General features: G+C 60.7%; 12 protein-coding genes. 5 read left to right on the top strand and 7 right to left on the bottom strand.

What is annotated here, in order from left to right:
• Positions 1-4: 4 nt before the first annotated feature.
• From nagA to nagE, 4 genes are all read left to right on the top strand, one after another.
• Positions 5-1,111: an N-acetylglucosamine-6-phosphate deacetylase gene (nagA, locus tag CUN63_RS18745; RefSeq protein ID WP_129441468.1), complete on the top strand. Its 1,107-nt coding sequence runs from the start codon at positions 5-7 to the stop codon at positions 1,109-1,111.
• On the top strand, positions 1,092-2,114 hold the full coding sequence (locus CUN63_RS18740) for an SIS domain-containing protein (RefSeq protein ID WP_129441466.1): 1,023 nt from the start codon (positions 1,092-1,094) through the stop codon (positions 2,112-2,114). The genes nagA and CUN63_RS18740 overlap by 20 nt, the downstream gene beginning before the upstream one ends.
• 167 nt (positions 2,115-2,281) lie before the next feature.
• Positions 2,282-4,798 (top strand): phosphoenolpyruvate--protein phosphotransferase, encoded by a 2,517-nt coding sequence (gene ptsP, locus CUN63_RS18735; RefSeq protein WP_129441464.1) that lies wholly within the window; start codon positions 2,282-2,284, stop codon positions 4,796-4,798.
• A 46-nt stretch (positions 4,799-4,844) separates the two neighbouring features.
• On the top strand, positions 4,845-6,560 hold the full coding sequence (gene nagE / locus CUN63_RS18730; RefSeq protein WP_129441462.1) for an N-acetylglucosamine-specific PTS transporter subunit IIBC: 1,716 nt from the start codon (positions 4,845-4,847) through the stop codon (positions 6,558-6,560).
• Between the two features lie 197 nt (positions 6,561-6,757).
• Here the strand turns inward: nagE and CUN63_RS18725 are convergent, their stop codons facing one another.
• Both CUN63_RS18725 and purL read right to left on the bottom strand, forming a co-directional pair.
• Positions 6,758-7,069: a YqfO family protein gene (locus tag CUN63_RS18725; protein WP_129441460.1), complete on the bottom strand. Its 312-nt coding sequence runs from the start codon at positions 7,067-7,069 to the stop codon at positions 6,758-6,760.
• Positions 7,070-7,089: 20 nt separating this feature from the next.
• Positions 7,090-10,986 carry a phosphoribosylformylglycinamidine synthase gene (gene purL / locus CUN63_RS18720; protein WP_129441458.1) on the bottom strand — a complete coding sequence of 1,299 codons (3,897 nt, stop codon included), beginning with the start codon at positions 10,984-10,986 and terminating at the stop codon, positions 7,090-7,092.
• A gap of 274 nt (positions 10,987-11,260) precedes the next feature.
• Between purL and mltF the strand changes: the two genes are divergently transcribed.
• Positions 11,261-12,721, top strand: a complete 1,461-nt coding sequence (gene mltF / locus CUN63_RS18715) for a membrane-bound lytic murein transglycosylase MltF (RefSeq protein WP_129441456.1) — start codon at positions 11,261-11,263, stop codon at positions 12,719-12,721.
• A 126-nt stretch (positions 12,722-12,847) separates the two neighbouring features.
• On the opposite strand, the gene pdxJ is transcribed toward mltF, so the two are convergent.
• The 5 genes from pdxJ to lepB all read right to left on the bottom strand — a co-directional run bounded on the left by pdxJ (position 12,848) and on the right by lepB (position 17,275).
• Entirely contained in the window at positions 12,848-13,591 is a 744-nt protein-coding gene (pdxJ, locus tag CUN63_RS18710; RefSeq protein WP_129441454.1) for a pyridoxine 5'-phosphate synthase, read from the bottom strand.
• Between the two features lie 209 nt (positions 13,592-13,800).
• Positions 13,801-14,484: a DNA repair protein RecO gene (recO, locus tag CUN63_RS18705; protein ID WP_129441452.1), complete on the bottom strand. Its 684-nt coding sequence runs from the start codon at positions 14,482-14,484 to the stop codon at positions 13,801-13,803.
• Positions 14,485-14,651: 167 nt separating this feature from the next.
• Complete coding sequence (gene era / locus CUN63_RS18700) at positions 14,652-15,554, bottom strand: GTPase Era (protein ID WP_008151577.1); 903 nt, start codon at positions 15,552-15,554, stop codon at positions 14,652-14,654.
• Positions 15,547-16,236, bottom strand: coding sequence for a ribonuclease III (gene rnc, locus CUN63_RS18695; RefSeq protein WP_033053426.1), 690 nt, complete (start codon positions 16,234-16,236; stop codon positions 15,547-15,549). Before rnc ends, era begins: the two co-directional genes overlap by 8 nt.
• Before the next feature lie 184 nt (positions 16,237-16,420).
• Positions 16,421-17,275 carry a signal peptidase I gene (gene lepB / locus CUN63_RS18690; protein ID WP_129441450.1) on the bottom strand — a complete coding sequence of 285 codons (855 nt, stop codon included), beginning with the start codon at positions 17,273-17,275 and terminating at the stop codon, positions 16,421-16,423.
• Between the last annotated feature and the right edge of the window lie 3 nt (positions 17,276-17,278).

Raw genomic sequence — 17,278 nt, 5'->3', positions numbered from 1 at the left:
AATCATGTCCGAAGACAACATCCTCACCGCCCACGGCTGGGTTCGCGGCCGGCTGATTCACGAACACGGCAAGGTCGTGTCGATCGAAGGCCAGCCGTGCGATCCGGCCGACAACGACCTGCCTTACCTGCTGCCAGGTTTCATCGACCTGCACGTTCATGGCGGCGGCGGCAAAGACATCATGGAAGGCGCGCAGGCTTTCGAAACCATCACTAGAACTCACGTGCGTTTCGGCACCACCTCGCTGCTGGCGACCACCATGACCGCGCCGCCTGCAGAAATTTCCAGCGTGCTTAACGCCCTCGGCGAGTATTGCGAGCAACGCTTGAAAGGCAGCGCCCGAGTCCTCGGCGTGCACCTGGAAGGCCCGTACATCAACCCCGGCAAACTCGGCGCCCAACCGAATTTCGCCCACACCGCGTTGATGGCCGAAGTCGAAGAGTACCTGGCACTGGCGCCGATCCGGGTGATCACCATAGCCCCGGAAATCGCCGGCCACGACGCCTTGATCCGCAACCTCAGCGCTCGTGGCGTACGCATGCAAATCGGCCATACCCTCGGCAGTTACGAGGAAGGCGTTGCCGCGCTGAACGCCGGCGCCAGCAGCTTCACTCACCTCTACAACGCCATGAGCCCGCTGCATCACCGCGAGCCGGGCATCGTCGGCGCGGCACTGGCCCACGCCAAATACGCCGAGTTGATTCCGGACTTGCTGCACGTGCACCCCGGCGCCATCCGTGTGGCCCTGCGTTCAATCCCGTGCCTGTATTGCGTTACCGACTCCACCGCCGCCGCCGGCATGCCCGACGGTGAATACAAGCTTGGCAGCCACACCGTGACGAAATGCCTGGGCGGTGTGCGCTTGCCCGACGGCACGCTGGCCGGCAGCACGCTGACCATGGATCAGGCCCTGCGCAATCTGGTGAAGATCGGTTTGCCGATCGCCGAGGCCTCGCAACGTCTTTCGCAATTCCCCGCCGACTACCTCGGCCTCACCGAACGCGGGCGCCTGCAACCCGGCAGCTGGGCCGACTGTGTGCGGCTCGATCGCTCACTCACACTGACCGCCGTCATGGTCGAAGGAGAAGACATTGACTTCAAAAATGCTTGAAGAGGCGCTGTCCTCGTTCGAGGCCGTGCAAGCCCAATTGCAGCAACTCGACCCGCAGATGATCGAGATCGCCGGGCGCCTGCGTCGTCAGCCACCGCAAGTGGCGATGACCGTCGCTCGCGGCAGCTCCGATCATGCCGCCAGTTATTTTGCCTACCTGACCATGCAGCAGTTGGGCTTCCCGGTGGCGTCGTTGCCGATGTCGGTGGTGACCATGCTGCAAGCACCACTGAAGGTCAGCGGCCAAGTGGCGTTCGCCTTCTCGCAGTCCGGGCAAAGTCCCGATCTGGTGAACAGCATGCGTCTGCTGCGCAAGCGCGGCGCCCTGAGCATCTCGATGGTCAACGCCGAGAGTTCGCCGCTGGAGGCCGCGTGTGAGTTCAGCCTGCCGCTGTGCGCTGGCACCGAAAGCAGCGTCGCCGCGACCAAGAGTTTTATCGCCACCCTCAGCGCCAGCGCCCGTTTGATCGCCCACTGGAAAGAGGACGCGCAATTGCTGGAGGCCGGTCTCGCGCTGCTGGAAGGTTTGCGCGAGGCGGCGAAACAGGACTGGAGCCTGGCCATCGATGCACTGCGTGATTGCCAGCGCCTGATGGTAATTGGCCGTGGCGCCGGTTTCGCCATCGCCCAGGAAGCTGCGTTGAAATTCAAGGAAACCTCGGCGATCCAGGCCGAAGCCTTCAGCAGCGCCGAGGTTCGTCACGGCCCGATGGCGTTGATCGACGAAAATTATCCACTGCTGATCTTCGCCCCGCGCGGTGCCGAGCAGGCCGGTTTGCTGAGCCTCTCCGCCGACATGCGCCAGCGCGGTGCCCGCGTATTGCTGGCCGCACCGGATGACATTGCCGAACGCGACCTCACCCTGAGCCGCGCCGAACACCCGGCCCTCGACCCGATTCTGGCGATCCAGAGTTTCTACGTCATGGCCGCCGGTTTGGCGGTCGCCCGTGGCATGGACCCGGACCAGCCGCGGCACTTGAGCAAAGTGACGCGCACGCACTAACTCGAAGGCCGCACGAAAACTTCTGTAGGAGCTGTCGAGTGAAACGAGGCTGCGATCTTTTGACTTTAGATTTTTAAAAACAAGATCAAAAGATCGCAGCCTCGTTTCACTCGACAGCTGCTACAGGGCGAGTTGATCCGAACCGTTTTTACTGATGAGACCGAGCCATGCACAACAATAATAAAGAGCTGACCCTCAGCGCCCCGCTCAGCGGCCCGGTGCTCACGCTCGCCAAAGTCCCGGACCCGGTGTTCGCCAGCGGCGCCATGGGCGACGGGATCGCCATCGATCCGCTGAACGACACCCTCCACGCCCCGTGCGCCGGCATCGTGGTGCACGTTGCCCGCACCGGCCACGCCGTCACATTGCGTGCCGACAACGGCGCCGAATTGCTGCTGCACCTGGGCCTCGACACGGTCGAGTTGCAGGGCGAAGGCTTCTCGATGCTGGTCAAGGAAGGTGCGCGGGTCAGCAACGGCCAGCCGCTGTTGCGCTATGACCTGGACAAGGTCGCGCAACAGTGCAAAAGCCTGGTCAGCCTGATGATCCTGACCAACAGCCAGGACTTTCAGGCGCGGCCAATCACGCTGAAGTCGGTAAAAGTTGGCGAGCCATTGCTGCACATCATTCGTCGGCACGCGTCGGGCGCGCAGGCTGAAGCGGAGCTCTCCGGGGAAGAAATTCACGGCTACGTTCGCATCGCCCATCGTGGCGGTTTGCATGCTCGTCCGGCAGCGCTGATTCGTCAGACAGCGCAAGGTTTCAAGAGCAAATCGCAGCTGCATTTCGCTGGCAAATCGGCGACCTGCGACAGCTTGATCGGACTGATGGGTTTGGCCGTCGGCGAGCAGGACGAGGTTCAGGTCAGCTGCCAGGGCCCGGACGCCGAAGCCGCGTTGCAAGCGTTGCTGATCGCGTTATCCACAGCACTGGCCGAAGACAGCCACGCCGCCGCGCCGACACCGATTGCCCGACGCACTCGAGCGGCCGAAGCGGGTGTGCTGCACGGCGTCTGCGCCGCTCCCGGTCTGGTTGGCGGGCCGTTGTTCCGCTTGACAGCTATCAGCCTGCCGGTGGACGCCGGCAACCATGATCCCGAGCAAGAGCTGCACGCTCTCGATACCGCGCTGACCGTCGTACGCAGTGAAATCGACCACACACTGGCCCAAGCCAGGAAACATAAAAACACCGACGAAGAAGCGATCTTCGCCGCACACCTCGCCCTGCTCGAAGACCCGGCGTTGCTAGACGCGGCGAACACCTCCATCAACCAGGGCATGGCCGCAACCCACGCCTGGAGCCAGTCGATCGACGTGCAGTGCGAGGTGCTCCAGCAACTCGGCAGCCCGTTGTTGGCCGAACGCGCCAACGATCTGCGCGACCTCAAACAACGCGTGCTGCGTGCCCTGCTCGGCGAAACCTGGCACTACGACGTGCCGGCCGGCGCCATCGTCGCCGCCCATGAACTGACGCCGTCCGATCTGCTGCAACTGAGCCAGCAAGGTGTCGCCGGGTTGTGCATGGCCGAGGGCGGTGCGACTTCCCACGTGGCGATTCTCGCGCGAGGCAAAGGCTTGCCGTGCATGGTCGCGCTGGGTTCTACGCTGCTAGATCAGCAGCAAGGCCAAGCGGTTGTGCTGGATGCCGATGGTGGTCGCCTCGAACTGATGCCAAATGCCGAACGTTTGGCCGAAGTGCATCAAGCACAACTCGATCATCAACAGCGCCGCGCCGAGCAACAGGCTCAGGCACACACCCCGGCGCTGACGCTCGACGGTTTGCAGATTGAAGTCGCCGCCAATGTGGCTTCCAGCGCCGAAGCGGCTGATGCCCTGGCCAATGGCGCCGACGGCGTCGGCTTGCTGCGTACCGAGTTTCTGTTTGTGGATCGCAACACCGCGCCAGACGAACAGGAACAACGCATGGCCTACCAAGCCGTGCTCGACGCCATGGGCGACAAGTCGGTGATCATTCGCACCATCGACGTCGGCGGAGACAAACAACTCGACTACCTGCCGCTCCCGGCTGAAGCCAATCCCGTGCTTGGCCTGCGCGGTATTCGCCTGGCTCAGGTCCGCCCGGAAATCCTCGACCAACAATTGCGCGCCTTGCTGCATGTCAGCCCGCTGTCGCGCTGCCGGATCCTGTTGCCGATGGTGACCGAAGTCGATGAGTTGCTGCACATCCGCCAGCGTCTCGACGCGTTGTGCACTGAACTTGGTGTGAGTGAGCGCCCGGAGCTGGGCGTGATGATCGAAGTCCCCGCCGCCGCACTGCTGGCCGAGCAGCTTGCAGAGCATGCGGACTTCCTGTCCATCGGCACCAACGACTTGTCGCAATACACCTTGGCCATGGACCGCGACCACGCTGGCCTCGCTTCGCGGGTCGACGCCATGCACCCGGCGCTGCTGCGGCTGATCGCCCAGACCTGCGCCGGTGCTGCGGTGCATAACCGTTGGGTCGGTGTCTGCGGCGCGCTGGCCTCCGATCCGCTGGCCACGCCGGTACTGATCGGCCTGGGCGTCAGCGAGTTGTCGGTCAGCCCGGTGCAGATCGGTGAAATCAAGGACCGCGTCCGCCACCTGGACGCGAGCGAATGCCGACGCATCAGCCAGGACCTGCTCAAGTTGAGCAGCGCCAGCGCGGTGCGTCACGCCTGTCACCAGCAATGGCCTCTGAGCTGAACAACTACAACAGCTCTAAAACAAAAAGAACACAGGGAGAACCGCCATGTACCAATACTTCATCGAAGGCCTGCAACGCCTCGGCCGCGCGCTGATGCTGCCGATCGCGATCCTGCCGATCGCCGGCCTGTTGCTGCGCCTGGGCGACACCGACCTGCTGAACATCGCGATCATCCACGACGCCGGCCAAGTCATCTTCGCCAACCTGGCGATGATCTTCGCCATCGGCATCGCGGTCGGTTTCGCCAAGGACAACAACGGCACCGCAGGCCTCGCCGGAGTCATTGGCTATCTGGTGATGATCTCCACCCTCAAGGTGCTCGACGCGAGCATCAACATGGGCATGCTCGCCGGGATCGTCAGCGGCTTGATGGCAGGCGCGCTGTACAACCGTTTCAAGGACATCAAACTGCCGGAGTACCTGGCGTTCTTTGGCGGACGGCGGTTCGTGCCGATTGTCACCGGGTTCGCCGCCGTCGGCCTGGGCGTCATCTTCGGCTTGATCTGGCCACCCATCCAGCACGGCATCAACAGCTTCGGCACGTTGATGATGGAAAGCGGCAGCTTCGGCGCGTTCGTCTTTGGCGTTTTCAACCGCCTGCTGATCGTCACCGGGCTGCACCACATCCTCAACAACATGGCGTGGTTCGTCTTCGGCAACTTCACTGATCCGACCACGGGCGCCATCGTCACCGGCGACCTGTCGCGCTACTTCGCCGGTGACCCGAAGGGCGGCCAGTTCATGACCGGCATGTTCCCGATGATGATCTTCGGCCTCCCGGCCGCCTGCCTGGCGATGTACCGCAATGCTTTGCCGGAGCGCCGCAAAGTCATGGGCGGGATCTTCCTGTCGATGGCGCTGACGTCGTTTTTAACCGGTGTGACTGAGCCGATAGAATTCGCCTTCATGTTCCTCGCGCCGCTGCTTTATCTCGTGCATGCGTTGCTGACTGGCCTGTCGATGGCGATCACCAACCTGCTGAACATTCACCTCGGGTTTACGTTTTCCGGTGGTTTGATCGACATGATTCTCGGCTGGGGAAAATCCACCAACGGCTGGTTGATGGTACCGGTCGGCCTGGCGTATGCGGTGATCTACTACGTGGTGTTTGATTTCTGCATTCGTCGTTTCAACTTGAAGACGCCAGGGCGCGAAGATGTTCTGAAGGGCGACAAAGTAGTCATCGCCGAGAATGAACGGGCCGGGGCTTACATTAAGGCGCTGGGTGGTGCGCAGAATTTGATCACCGTGGGTGCGTGCACCACTCGGTTGCGGCTGGACATGGTGGATCGCAACAAGGTAAACGATGTGGAGTTGAAAGCGCTGGGTGCGATGGCGGTGGTGCGTCCGGGCAAGGGTGGGAGTTTGCAGGTCGTGGTCGGGCCGATGGCCGACAGCATTGCCGATGAGATTCGCTTGGCGATGCCTGCATTGGGGCGCGCACTTGTTTCCTCCCCTCCTGCTGTTATCGATGCGCCGAAACCTGCGGCGGTGGCGAATTCAGAAGCGCAGCAATGGCTGAATGCGTTGGGCGGTGGCGAGAACGTGTTGCAGATGGATTGCATCGCCATGACCCGGATTCGATTGCAACTGGCAGATGGCAAGGCGTTGTCGGAATGTGATCTGAAGGCGCTGGGATGCCAGGGTGTGAGTCAGTTGGAAGGTGGGGTTTGGCATCTGTTGGTTGGCGACAAGGCAGCGAGTTTGAATGATGCGCTGAATGCGTTGGTGAATCGCAGTGAGGTGAGTGCCAAGGTTTAAACCCACGCCCTCTGTAGGAGCTGTCGAGTGAAACGAGGCTGCGATCTTTTGATCTTGAAAAATCAAAATCAAAAGATCGCAGCCTCGTTTCACTCGACAGCTCCTACAAGGGGTGTATGCATTCATTGATTGTTCAGGCAACAAAAAACCCGCTGAACGCAAATTCAGCGGGTTTTTCATTTCAGCGGCCAGGAAGACTAGAAATCCTCCAACCGCCACACCTCATAAGCCGGCGTCTCATAGGGATGACTCTGCTTCAGAGCCATCACCACAGCGCGAATCAGCTCATCCGCCACGACAAGCTCAACCTTCCATTCCTCAACCTGCTCGACCTGCCCCGCTTCACCAATAAACGGCTGACTGCCATCCAACGGGCGAAACTGGCCGAGGCCGAGCACTTGCCAGGCGCAATGGTCGTAAGCGCCGATTCGTCCGCCGCCGGCGGCGAATACGGCACTTTTCACGTCTTCGACGTGACTGGTTGGAACAAAAAAGCTGAGCTTGTACACAGCGCTTAGTTAACCCGCTTTTAGTTTACCCAGACGCGAGCATTACGGAACATACGCATCCAAGGTGCGTCTTCGTTCCAGTCTTCCGAACGCCACGAGTTCTGCACCGCGCGGAACACACGTTCCGGGTGCGGCATCATGATCGTTACGCGACCGTCGCGGCTGGTCAAACCGGTGATCCCGCGCGGCGAGCCGTTCGGGTTGGCCGGGTAGTTTTCGGTGACCTTGCCGTGGTTGTCGACAAAACGCATCGCCACGCAACCCGACAGATCGGCTTCCAGCAACGCTTCTTCGCTGGCGAACTCGGCATGACCTTCACCGTGAGCAATAGCGATCGGCATACGCGAACCGGCCATGCCTTGCAGGAAGATCGAGTTCGATTCCTGGACCTGAACCATCGCCACACGGGCTTCGAACTGCTCGGAACGGTTACGCACAAAGTGCGGCCAGAACTCGCTGCCCGGGATCAGCTCGTGCAGGTTGGACATCATCTGGCAACCGTTGCACACACCGAGGGTGAAGCTGTCGTTACGTTCGAAGAAACCCTGGAACGCATCGCGAGCGCGGCTGTTGAACAGCGCGGACTTGGCCCAACCTTCGCCGGCACCGAGAACGTCGCCGTAGGAGAAACCACCGCACGCCACCAGGCCTTTGAACTCGTTCAGGTCGACACGGCCGGCCAGAATGTCGCTCATGTGCACGTCAATCGCGTTGAAACCGGCGCGGTCGAACGCGGCCGCCATTTCCACCTGACCGTTGACGCCCTGCTCACGCAGCACGGCAACTTGTGGGCGAATGCCTTTCTTGATGTAAGGCGCGGCGACGTCCTGGTTGACGTCGTAGCTCAGCTTGACGCTCAGGCCCGGGTTGTCTTCTTCCAGCAACACGTCGAACTCTTGTTCGGCGCAGTCGGCGTTATCACGCAGACGCTGGATCTGGTAGCTGGTTTCAGCCCACTGACGTTGCAGCAGACGACGCTGGCCTTCGAACACGGTTTCGCCGTTGAAGGTGATGTTGATCTGGCCGTTGTTCATCGGCTGACCGATCACCGACACGCACTCGCCCAGACCGGCAGCGCTGAACTGCGCAAGGATGTCTGGAGTAGCGTCCTGACGAACCTGGATCACGGCACCCAGTTCTTCGTTGAACAGGATTGCTGCGATGTCGGCGGAGGTTTCTGCCAGACCGTCGAGGTTCAGGCTCAGACCGCAGTGGCCGGCGAAGGCCATTTCCACGGTGCTGGTCAGCAGACCACCGTCGGAACGGTCGTGGTAAGCCAGCAGGTGACCGTCGGCGTTGAGGCCCTGGATCACGGCGAAGAAGGCTTTGAGGTCTTCGGCATCGTCGACGTCCGGCGCTTGCGAACCGAGCTTGCCGTGAACCTGGGCCAGGATCGAGGCGCCCATGCGGTTCTGGCCACGGCCCAGATCGATCAGGATCAGGTCGGTGGTGCCCTTGTCCATGCGCAGTTCCGGCGTCAGGGTCTGACGGATGTCAGCCACTGGCGCGAAACCGGTCACGATCAGGGACATCGGCGAGGTCACGGTCTTGTCAACGCCTTCATCGTTCCAGCGCGTGGCCATGGACATGGAGTCCTTGCCCACCGGAATGGTAATGCCCAGTTCTGGACACAGTTCCATGCCGACCGCTTTAACGGTGTCGTACAGACGCGCGTCTTCGCCTGGGTGACCGGCAGCGGACATCCAGTTGGCCGACAGTTTGATGTCGGAGATTTTGTTGATGCGCGAAGCCGCGATGTTGGTCAGGGTTTCGCCGATGGCCATACGGCCCGACGCCGGAGCGTCCAGCAGAGCCAGCGGAGTGCGCTCGCCCATGGCCATGGCTTCACCGGTGTAAACGTCGAAGCTGGTGGCGGTGACGGCAACGTCGGCTACCGGAACCTGCCACGGGCCGACCATCTGATCACGGGCCACGAGGCCGGTGATGGTGCGGTCGCCGATGGTGATCAGGAAGCTTTTGCTCGCCACGGCCGGGTGATGCAGAACGCGTTCGACGCAGTCTGCAATCTCGAGGGTCGACGGATCGAAATCGTCGCCCAGTTCGTTTTCGCGAACGGCCGAACGGTGCATGCGCGGGGCTTTGCCCAGCAGCACTTCCAGTGGCATGTCCACCGGGCTGTTGCCGAAGTGACTGTCGGTGACGGTCAGTTGCGGCTCGGCAGTGGCTTCGCCAACAACGGCAAACGGGCAACGCTCGCGCTCGCAGATCGCCTGGAAGCGTTCGAAGTCAGCCGGGCCGACCGCCAGAACGTAACGCTCCTGGGATTCGTTACTCCAGATTTCGTGCGGGGCCATGCCCGGCTCGTCGTTTGGAATGTTGCGCAGTTCGAAGCGACCGCCACGGTTGCCATCGTTGACCAGTTCCGGGAAGGCGTTGGACAGACCGCCCGCGCCGACGTCGTGGATGAAGCTGATCGGGTTCTTGTCACCCAGTTGCCAGCAACGGTCGATGACTTCCTGGCAGCGACGCTCCATCTCAGGGTTTTCGCGCTGTACGGAAGCGAAGTCCAGGTCTGCCGAGCTGGTGCCGGTGGCCATGGAGGAAGCGGCGCCGCCGCCCAGACCGATCAGCATCGCCGGGCCGCCGAGCACGATCAGCTTGGAGCCAACGGTGATCTCGCCTTTCTGTACGTGTTCGGCACGGATGTTACCCATACCGCCGGCCAGCATGATCGGCTTGTGGTATCCGCGAACTTCGTCGCCACGCGGGGTGGTGATCGACTGTTCGAAGGTACGGAAGTAACCGGTCAGGGCCGGACGACCGAATTCGTTGTTGAACGCGGCACCACCCAGTGGGCCTTCGATCATGATGTCCAGCGCGGTAACGATGCGCTCAGGCTTGCCGTACGGCACTTCCCACGGCTGTTCGAAGCCCGGGATTTGCAGGTTGGACACGGTGAAACCGGTCAGGCCAGCCTTTGGCTTGGCACCGCGACCGGTTGCGCCTTCGTCACGAATCTCGCCACCGGAACCGGTGGATGCGCCCGGGAACGGGGCAATCGCGGTCGGGTGGTTGTGTGTTTCGACTTTCATCAGGATGTGCACCGGCTCCTGCACCGCACCGTATTGGCGGGTTTCAGGGTCCGGGAAGAAACGGCCGGCGACGTTGCCGACGATCACCGAAGCGTTGTCCTTATAAGCCGACAGAACGCCTTCGCTGTGCATCACGTAAGTGTTCTTGATCATGCCGAACAGGCTTTTTTCCTGGCTCTGACCGTCGATATCCCAACTGGCGTTGAAGATCTTGTGACGGCAGTGCTCGGAGTTCGCCTGGGCGAACATCATCAGTTCGATGTCGTGCGGGTTGCGCTTCAAGCCGACGAAGGCGTTGACCAGGTAGTCGATTTCGTCTTCGGCCAGGGCCAGGCCCAGCTCGGTGTTGGCTTTTTCCAGCGCGGCGCGGCCGCCACCCAGCACGTCGATCGCGGTCAGGGGCTTTGGCTCGGCATGGCTGAACAGGCCGGCGGCTTGTTCAAGGTTGCCGAGGACGATCTGGGTCATGCGGTCGTGCAGCGCGCCTGCGATCAGTTGCGCTTCGGCGTCGCTGAACTGGCCGGCGACGTAGAACGCGATGCCGCGTTCCAGGCGCTGGATTTTCGTCAGGCCGCAGTTGCGAGCGATGTCGCTGGCTTTACTGGACCATGGCGAGATGGTGCCGAACCGCGGCAACACCAGGAACAGACGACCGGTTGGCTCTTGTACCGGAACACTTGGGCCGTACTTCAGAAGGCGCGCGAGCACCTGCTGTTCGTCGCCGGTCAGGACGCCGGTAACTTCGGCGAAGTGAGCGAATTCAGCATACAAGCCGCTGACAGCCGGGACCTTCTGGCTCAGTTGCTCAAGGAGTTTGCTGTGGCGAAAGGCAGAAAGGGCAGGAGCGCCGCGCAGGATCAACATCTTCGGGACAGCCTCGGGAAGGGGTGTGCTTTGAGGCCATGCATTCTAGCCTAAACAGGCCGCGACATCACCCGAAACGGTACGGGCGGCTGCACCCGGGCGTCGGGCCGGGTGTTCGGACAGCAAACCGGTGCGCGCCGAGCGTTATTTTTTCTGTCACAAAATGCTGCTCGGGCCCATTCCTGCGGGCTCCGGAGCGGTTTTCAGTTGCCTAGCAGACAAGCCCTTCGCTGTCGAGATATGGCGCTCGTGGTCCTTTGCGTATACTGCGCAGATGTTTTCCCCAACGGCTTTGCGTCCGCGGTACGCCAAATGGCTGATCGCAACCGGACTCTTCCTGATGCTCAGTGGCTGTGTTGATAAACCCAACACGCTGGAGCGCGTAAAGGAGGATGGCGTGCTGCGGGTGGTTACCCGTAACAGCCCCGCCACCTACTTTCAGGATCGCAACGGTGAAACCGGCTTCGAATACGAGCTGGTGAAGCGCTTCGCCGAAGATCTGGGGGTGGAACTCAAAATCGAAACCGCCGACAACCTCGACGACCTGTTTGATCAGGTGGGCAAACCCAACGGCCCGGTGATCGCTGCTGCCGGCCTGGTCAGCAGCGAAGTACGCAAAAAGCAGGTTCGGTTTTCCCACTCTTACCTCGAAGTCACCCCGCAGATCATCTATCGCAACGGCCAATCGCGGCCCACCGAAGCGAAGGATCTGGTGGGCAAGAAGATCATGGTGCTCAAGGGCAGCACCCACGCCGAGCAATTGGCGGAGCTGAAAAAGAAATATCCCGGCATTGAATACGAAGAGTCCGACGCCGTTGAAGTCGTCGACTTGCTGCGGATGGTCGATGAAGATCAGATAGACCTGACCCTGGTCGATTCAAACGAAGTCGCGATGAACCAGGTCTACTTCCCCAACGTACGGGTAGCCTTCGACCTCGGTGACGCCAGCAACCAGAGCTGGGCAGTGGCCGCTGGCGACGACAACAGCTTGCTCAACGAGATCAACGACTACCTAGACAAGGTGAAGAAAAATGGCACCCTGCAACGTCTCAAAGACCGCTATTACGGGCACGTCGACGTACTGGGTTACATGGGCGCCACCACCTTCGCCCAACACTTGCAGCAACGTCTGCCCAAATATGAACAGCACTTCAAGGCGTACGCCAAGAAAGAGAAAGTCGATTGGCGCCTGCTGGCAGCGGTCGGCTATCAGGAATCGCTATGGCAACCGGCCGTCACATCGAAGACCGGCGTGCGCGGCCTGATGATGCTGACCCAGAACACCGCGCAGGCCATGGGCGTGTCCAATCGACTGGACCCCAAACAAAGCATCATGGGGGGCGCCAAGTACCTGGCCTACATGAAGGATCAGCTGGATGAGTCGATCCAGGAGCCGGATCGCACCTGGTTTGCACTGGCGGCCTACAACGTTGGCAGCGGTCACCTGGATGACGCGCGCAAACTGGCGGCCAAGGAAGGACTGAACCCGGACAAGTGGCTGGACGTGAAAAAAATCCTGCCGCGCCTGTCCGAGAAGAAGTGGTTCAGCAAAACCCGTTACGGCTATGCCCGTGGCGGCGAACCCGTTCACTTTGTGGCGAACATCCGCCGCTACTACGACATCCTGACGTGGGTGACGCAGCCGCAGCTGGAAGGCAATCAGGTCGCCGAGGGCAACCTGCATGTGCCGGGGGTCGACAAGACCAAACCGAATCAGGAAACCCCGCAGCTCTAACAGAACAACCTAGATCCAATGTGGGAGCGGACTTGCTCGCGAAAGCGGTGTATCAGTCAACGAAGATGTTGAATGTTAAACCGCATTCGCGAGCAAGCCCGCTCCCACAGGGTTTGGTGTTTGGCTTTAGGCTTTTGCGGCGGCCAGGATCAATGCCTTCATCTCCGACACTGCCGACTTGAACCCGACGAACAACGCATGAGCCACCAGCGCGTGGCCGATGTTCAGTTCGTTGATGCCTTTGATCGCCGCGACAGCTTCAACGTTGTGATAGTGCAGACCGTGGCCAGCGTTGACGATCAAACCTTGAGCCAGACCAAACGCCACGCCATCCGCCACACGCTTGAGCTCTTCAGCCACATCGGTCGGCGTCTCGGCATCGGCATAACGACCGGTATGCAGCTCAATAGCCGGCGCACCAACACGATGGGACGCTTCAATCTGCCGCTCGTCAGCATCAATGAACAGCGACACTTCACAGCCGATTTTCGCCAGGCGATCCACCGCAGCCTTGATCCGCGCTTCCTGCCCCGCCACGTCCAGACCACCTTCGGTCGTCAGCTCCTGACGGGTTTCCGGCACCAGGCAAATGTGCGCCGGACGAATGCGTTCGGCGAACGCCATCATTTCTTCGGTTACGCCCATTTCGAAGTTCATGCGGGTTTGCAGCACATCCTTGAGCAGCAACACGTCGCGCTCCTGAATGTGCCGACGGTCTTCGCGCAGGTGCACGGTAATGCCGTCAGCGCCCGCCTCTTCCGCGTCCAGTGCTGCCTTGACCGGATCCGGATAGCGCGTGCCCCGGGCCTGACGCAGGGTGGCAACATGGTCGATGTTCACGCCAAGAAGAATGCGATTGCTGGTGGTCACGGAAGCGCTCCTGAAAATGGAAAAGTTCGGCGCACAGCATACACGGGGAGATAGGGTCTGTTGATGTTTGGCAGCGGCCGCGACGGATGACCACTTGGTGCAGGGCAAGGCGCGAGGAACGTAGTTTGGTTGTTCCAAATAAGTTCCGAGCAACGCAGCCCTGCGCCAAGTGGGCGCCCGGCGCGGCCGCTGCCAAGCATCAACAGACCCTATGGCTTGCGAAACAACTCGCGACTCACCAAGGGACGACCGCCCAGATGAACGGCCAGTGCCTGGCGCATCAATCGCTTGGCTGCCGATAGTGCGCCAGGGGCTGACCAATCTGCATCGGCCATGGCCAACAGTTCGGTGCCGTTGAACAGACCGGGTTGCAGCAGGTAGACCCGTTCGAGCCCCGCATCCACTTGCAAACGGTAGAGACCGTCCGGCGCGATGGGATCGCCATGGATGTCGGTGGCCAGGGCGAAGCCATAACCGAGATCATCGAGCAGCCGCCACTCGAAGGAACGCAACAACGGTTCCAGCGGACGACCTTCGGCAAGCGCAAGCAGGGTCGCGGCGTAGTGGTCAAACACAGCGGGATGCGGGTCTTCGGACGGCAACAGCCGAATCAACAGCTCATTGAGGTAGAGACCACTGAACAGCGCTTCACCATTGAGCCAGGTTGAAACACCGGCGCTTTCCATGCGACCGACGTTCTTCAACTCACCACGCCCACGGAACTCGACTTCCAGCGGCACGAACGGCCGCGCCAGGGTCCCGGCCTTGCCCCGAGCACTACGCAACACCGCCCGCAGCCGACCTTGCGGCGTGAGGAAATCCACCAGCGCGCTGTTTTCGCGGTAGGCGCGACTGTGGAGCACGAAGGCGGGTTGGCCGATGGGTTGGGACATGGAGTTCTCAATGGAGAAACGCAATTTTACAAACAACCCAAAACCAATGTGGGAGCGGGCTTGCTCGCGAATGCGACGTAACAGTCAACATCAATGCTGAATGTTACATCCTATTCGCGAGCAAGCCCGCTCCCACAGGGGCTCACTGGTGTATCTGGAACCGAGACTTACAGGTCGCCGTAACCCAGCGAACGCAAGGCGCGTTCATCGTCGGACCAGCCGCCTTTCACCTTGACCCAAAGGTTGAGCATGATCTTGGAGTCGAACAGCAGCTCCATGTCCTTGCGCGCCTCGGTGCCGATGCGTTTGATCCGCTCGCCCTTGTCGCCAATGATGATTTTCTTCTGGCCGTCGCGCTCGACGAGAATCAAGGCATGGATGTGCAGGGTTTTGCCCTGTTGCTTGAACTCTTCGATTTCAACGGTGATCTGGTACGGCAGCTCGGCGCCCATCTGGCGCATGATTTTCTCGCGTACCAGTTCAGCGGCGAGGAAGCGGCTGCTGCGGTCGGTGATCTGGTCTTCCGGGAAGAAGTGATCGTTTTCCGGCAGGTAACCGGCAATCACGCGCTCCAGCGTTTCGAGGTTATGCCCGTGCTGGGCCGAGATCGGCATGATCTGCGCGTTCGGCAACTGTTCCTGCAACCAGGTCAGGTGCGGCATCAGCTCGGCTTTGTCTTCGATGCGGTCGGTCTTGTTCAGCGCCACGATCAGCGGGCCGGTCACGTATTGAACGCGCTCGAGGACCATCTGGTCTTCGTCTGTCCACTTGGTGCGGTCAACCACGAAGATCACCACGTCGACGTCTTTCAACGCCGCCGAAGCGGTCTTGTTCATGTAGCGGTTCAGGGCTTTCTCGCCACCTTTGTGCATGCCGGGGGTGTCGACGTAGATCGCCTGCACGGCGCCTTCGGTCTTGATGCCGAGCATGTTGTGGCGAGTGGTCTGAGGCTTGCGCGAGGTGATCGCCAGCTTCTGACCGAGGATGTGGTTCAGCAGCGTGGACTTGCCCACGTTGGGACGGCCGACGATGGCGACATAGCCACAGCGAGTTGCAGTTGAATCAGTCATGGCCATTCTCCACGCCCAGGGCAATCAGTGCTGCGGCGGCCGCTACCTGTTCGGCAATACGACGGCTCACACCCTGACCTCGGCTTTTTTCATTCAGTAAGGTGATTTCACATTCGACGAAGAACGTCCGGCAATGCGGCTCACCCTGGATATCCACCACTTCGTAACGCGGCAGTTCACAACCCCGCGACTGCAGGAACTCTTGCAGGCGGGTTTTTGGATCTTTGTTGGTGTCGACCAGCGTCAGGCCTTCGAACTCCCCGGCCAGCCAGGCCAGTACGCGTTCGCGTGCCATGTCCATGCCGGCATCCAGGTAGATCGCACCAATCAGCGCTTCAAGGGCATCGGCCAGAATCGATTCGCGACGGAAACCGCCGCTTTTCAATTCACCGGAACCCAGGCGCAGGTATTCGCCCAGATCGAAACCGCGAGCCAGTACGGCCAAGGTCTCGCCTTTCACGAGGCGTGCGCGCAAGCGCGACAACTGACCTTCGCGGGCCAGCGGGAAGCGATCGAACAGCGCCTCGCCAGCGACAAAGTTAAGGATGGCATCACCGAGGAATTCCAGGCGTTCGTTGTTACGCCCGGCAAAGCTGCGGTGAGTCAGGGCCAGGACCATCAGTTCCTGGTCCTTGAAGGTGTAGCCGAGCTGACGCTCGAGACGGCTTAAGGAGACGCTCACGGTTTACCCACGCTGAGTTCGTGGTTGGATTCCACCGCCATCGCCGTGATGCGGCGCAGGCTTGGGACAATTAACGCTGTGTTCAAAAATAACGTCCTGAATATCATTGGCTTCATGCTTTCGGGGCCGATTGTGCCGACTCCAGAAATGCATTCGGCGCTGTGTTCAACAGCGCCGTGTGTGATTACTTGATCAGGCCAACCCGCGAGAAATTCGGCAGGTGACTGAGTTTAGGTTCCGGCCAGCTCATCCAGACTGCGAAGGCCTTGCCGACGATATTCTTGTCGGGAACCATGCCCAGCAGATCCTTGGGAATGCTCGGATCATCCCAGTAGCGACTGTCATTCGAGTTGTCGCGGTTGTCGCCCATCATGAAGTAGTGTCCGGCAGGCACGGTCCACGAATGGTCCGGCGTTGCGCGGTAACGGCTCATTTCCTTGCGGATCAGGTGCTCGGCAACGCCGAGTTTTTCCTTGTAGAGCTCGGCGCTGCCCAACGTGCCCGGCTCGGAGCCGACCAGTTGTTCGGCAATCGACTCACCGTTGACGAACAGACGCTTGTCGGCGGTGTAACGAATCTGGTCACCCGGCAGGCCTACCACACGTTTAATGTAGTTGACGTTCGGATCGCTCGGATAGCGGAACACCATCACATCGCCGCGCTGTGGATCACCCACTTCGATGACTTTCTTGTCGATCACCGGCAAGCGGATCCCGTAAGAAAACTTGCTCACCAGAATGAAGTCGCCAACGTCCAGGGTCGGTTTCATCGAGCCTGAAGGAATCTGGAACGGTTCCACCAGGAACGAACGCAGTACCAGCACGATGAACAACACCGGGAAGAACGACTTGCCGTATTCGACCAGCAGCGGCTCTTTATTCAGTTTCTCGACCACCATCCCATCAGGCTGACTGACACTGCCCTGATAGGAGGCAATGGCGGCACGCCGACGCGGCGCCAGGAAAACCAGATCGAGCAACGCCAACAGGCCGCAGACGAACACGGCGATGACCAGCAACAGCGGGAAATTTAGTGACATAGG

The sequence above is a fragment of the Pseudomonas sp. ACM7 genome (assembly GCF_004136015.1).
In the GTDB taxonomy this organism is placed as follows: Bacteria; Pseudomonadota; Gammaproteobacteria; order Pseudomonadales; family Pseudomonadaceae; genus Aquipseudomonas; species Aquipseudomonas frigoris.
Note: the sequence above shows the minus strand (reverse complement) of the source record. Positions and strands in the feature narration are given on the sequence as shown.

Excerpts from the sequence above, each read along its gene's own strand:
- nagA (WP_129441468.1), top strand. The coding sequence starts at position 5 with ATGTCCGAAGACAACATCCTCACCGCCCACGGCTGGGTTCGCGGCCGG.
- ptsP (WP_129441464.1), top strand. The coding sequence starts at position 2,282 with ATGCACAACAATAATAAAGAGCTGACCCTCAGCGCCCCGCTCAGCGGC.
- nagE (WP_129441462.1), top strand. The coding sequence starts at position 4,845 with ATGTACCAATACTTCATCGAAGGCCTGCAACGCCTCGGCCGCGCGCTG.
- purL (WP_129441458.1), bottom strand. The coding sequence starts at position 10,986 with ATGTTGATCCTGCGCGGCGCTCCTGCCCTTTCTGCCTTTCGCCACAGC.
- mltF (WP_129441456.1), top strand. The coding sequence starts at position 11,261 with ATGTTTTCCCCAACGGCTTTGCGTCCGCGGTACGCCAAATGGCTGATC.
- recO (WP_129441452.1), bottom strand. The coding sequence starts at position 14,484 with ATGTCCCAACCCATCGGCCAACCCGCCTTCGTGCTCCACAGTCGCGCC.
- era (WP_008151577.1), bottom strand. The coding sequence starts at position 15,554 with ATGACTGATTCAACTGCAACTCGCTGTGGCTATGTCGCCATCGTCGGC.
- lepB (WP_129441450.1), bottom strand. The coding sequence starts at position 17,275 with ATGTCACTAAATTTCCCGCTGTTGCTGGTCATCGCCGTGTTCGTCTGC.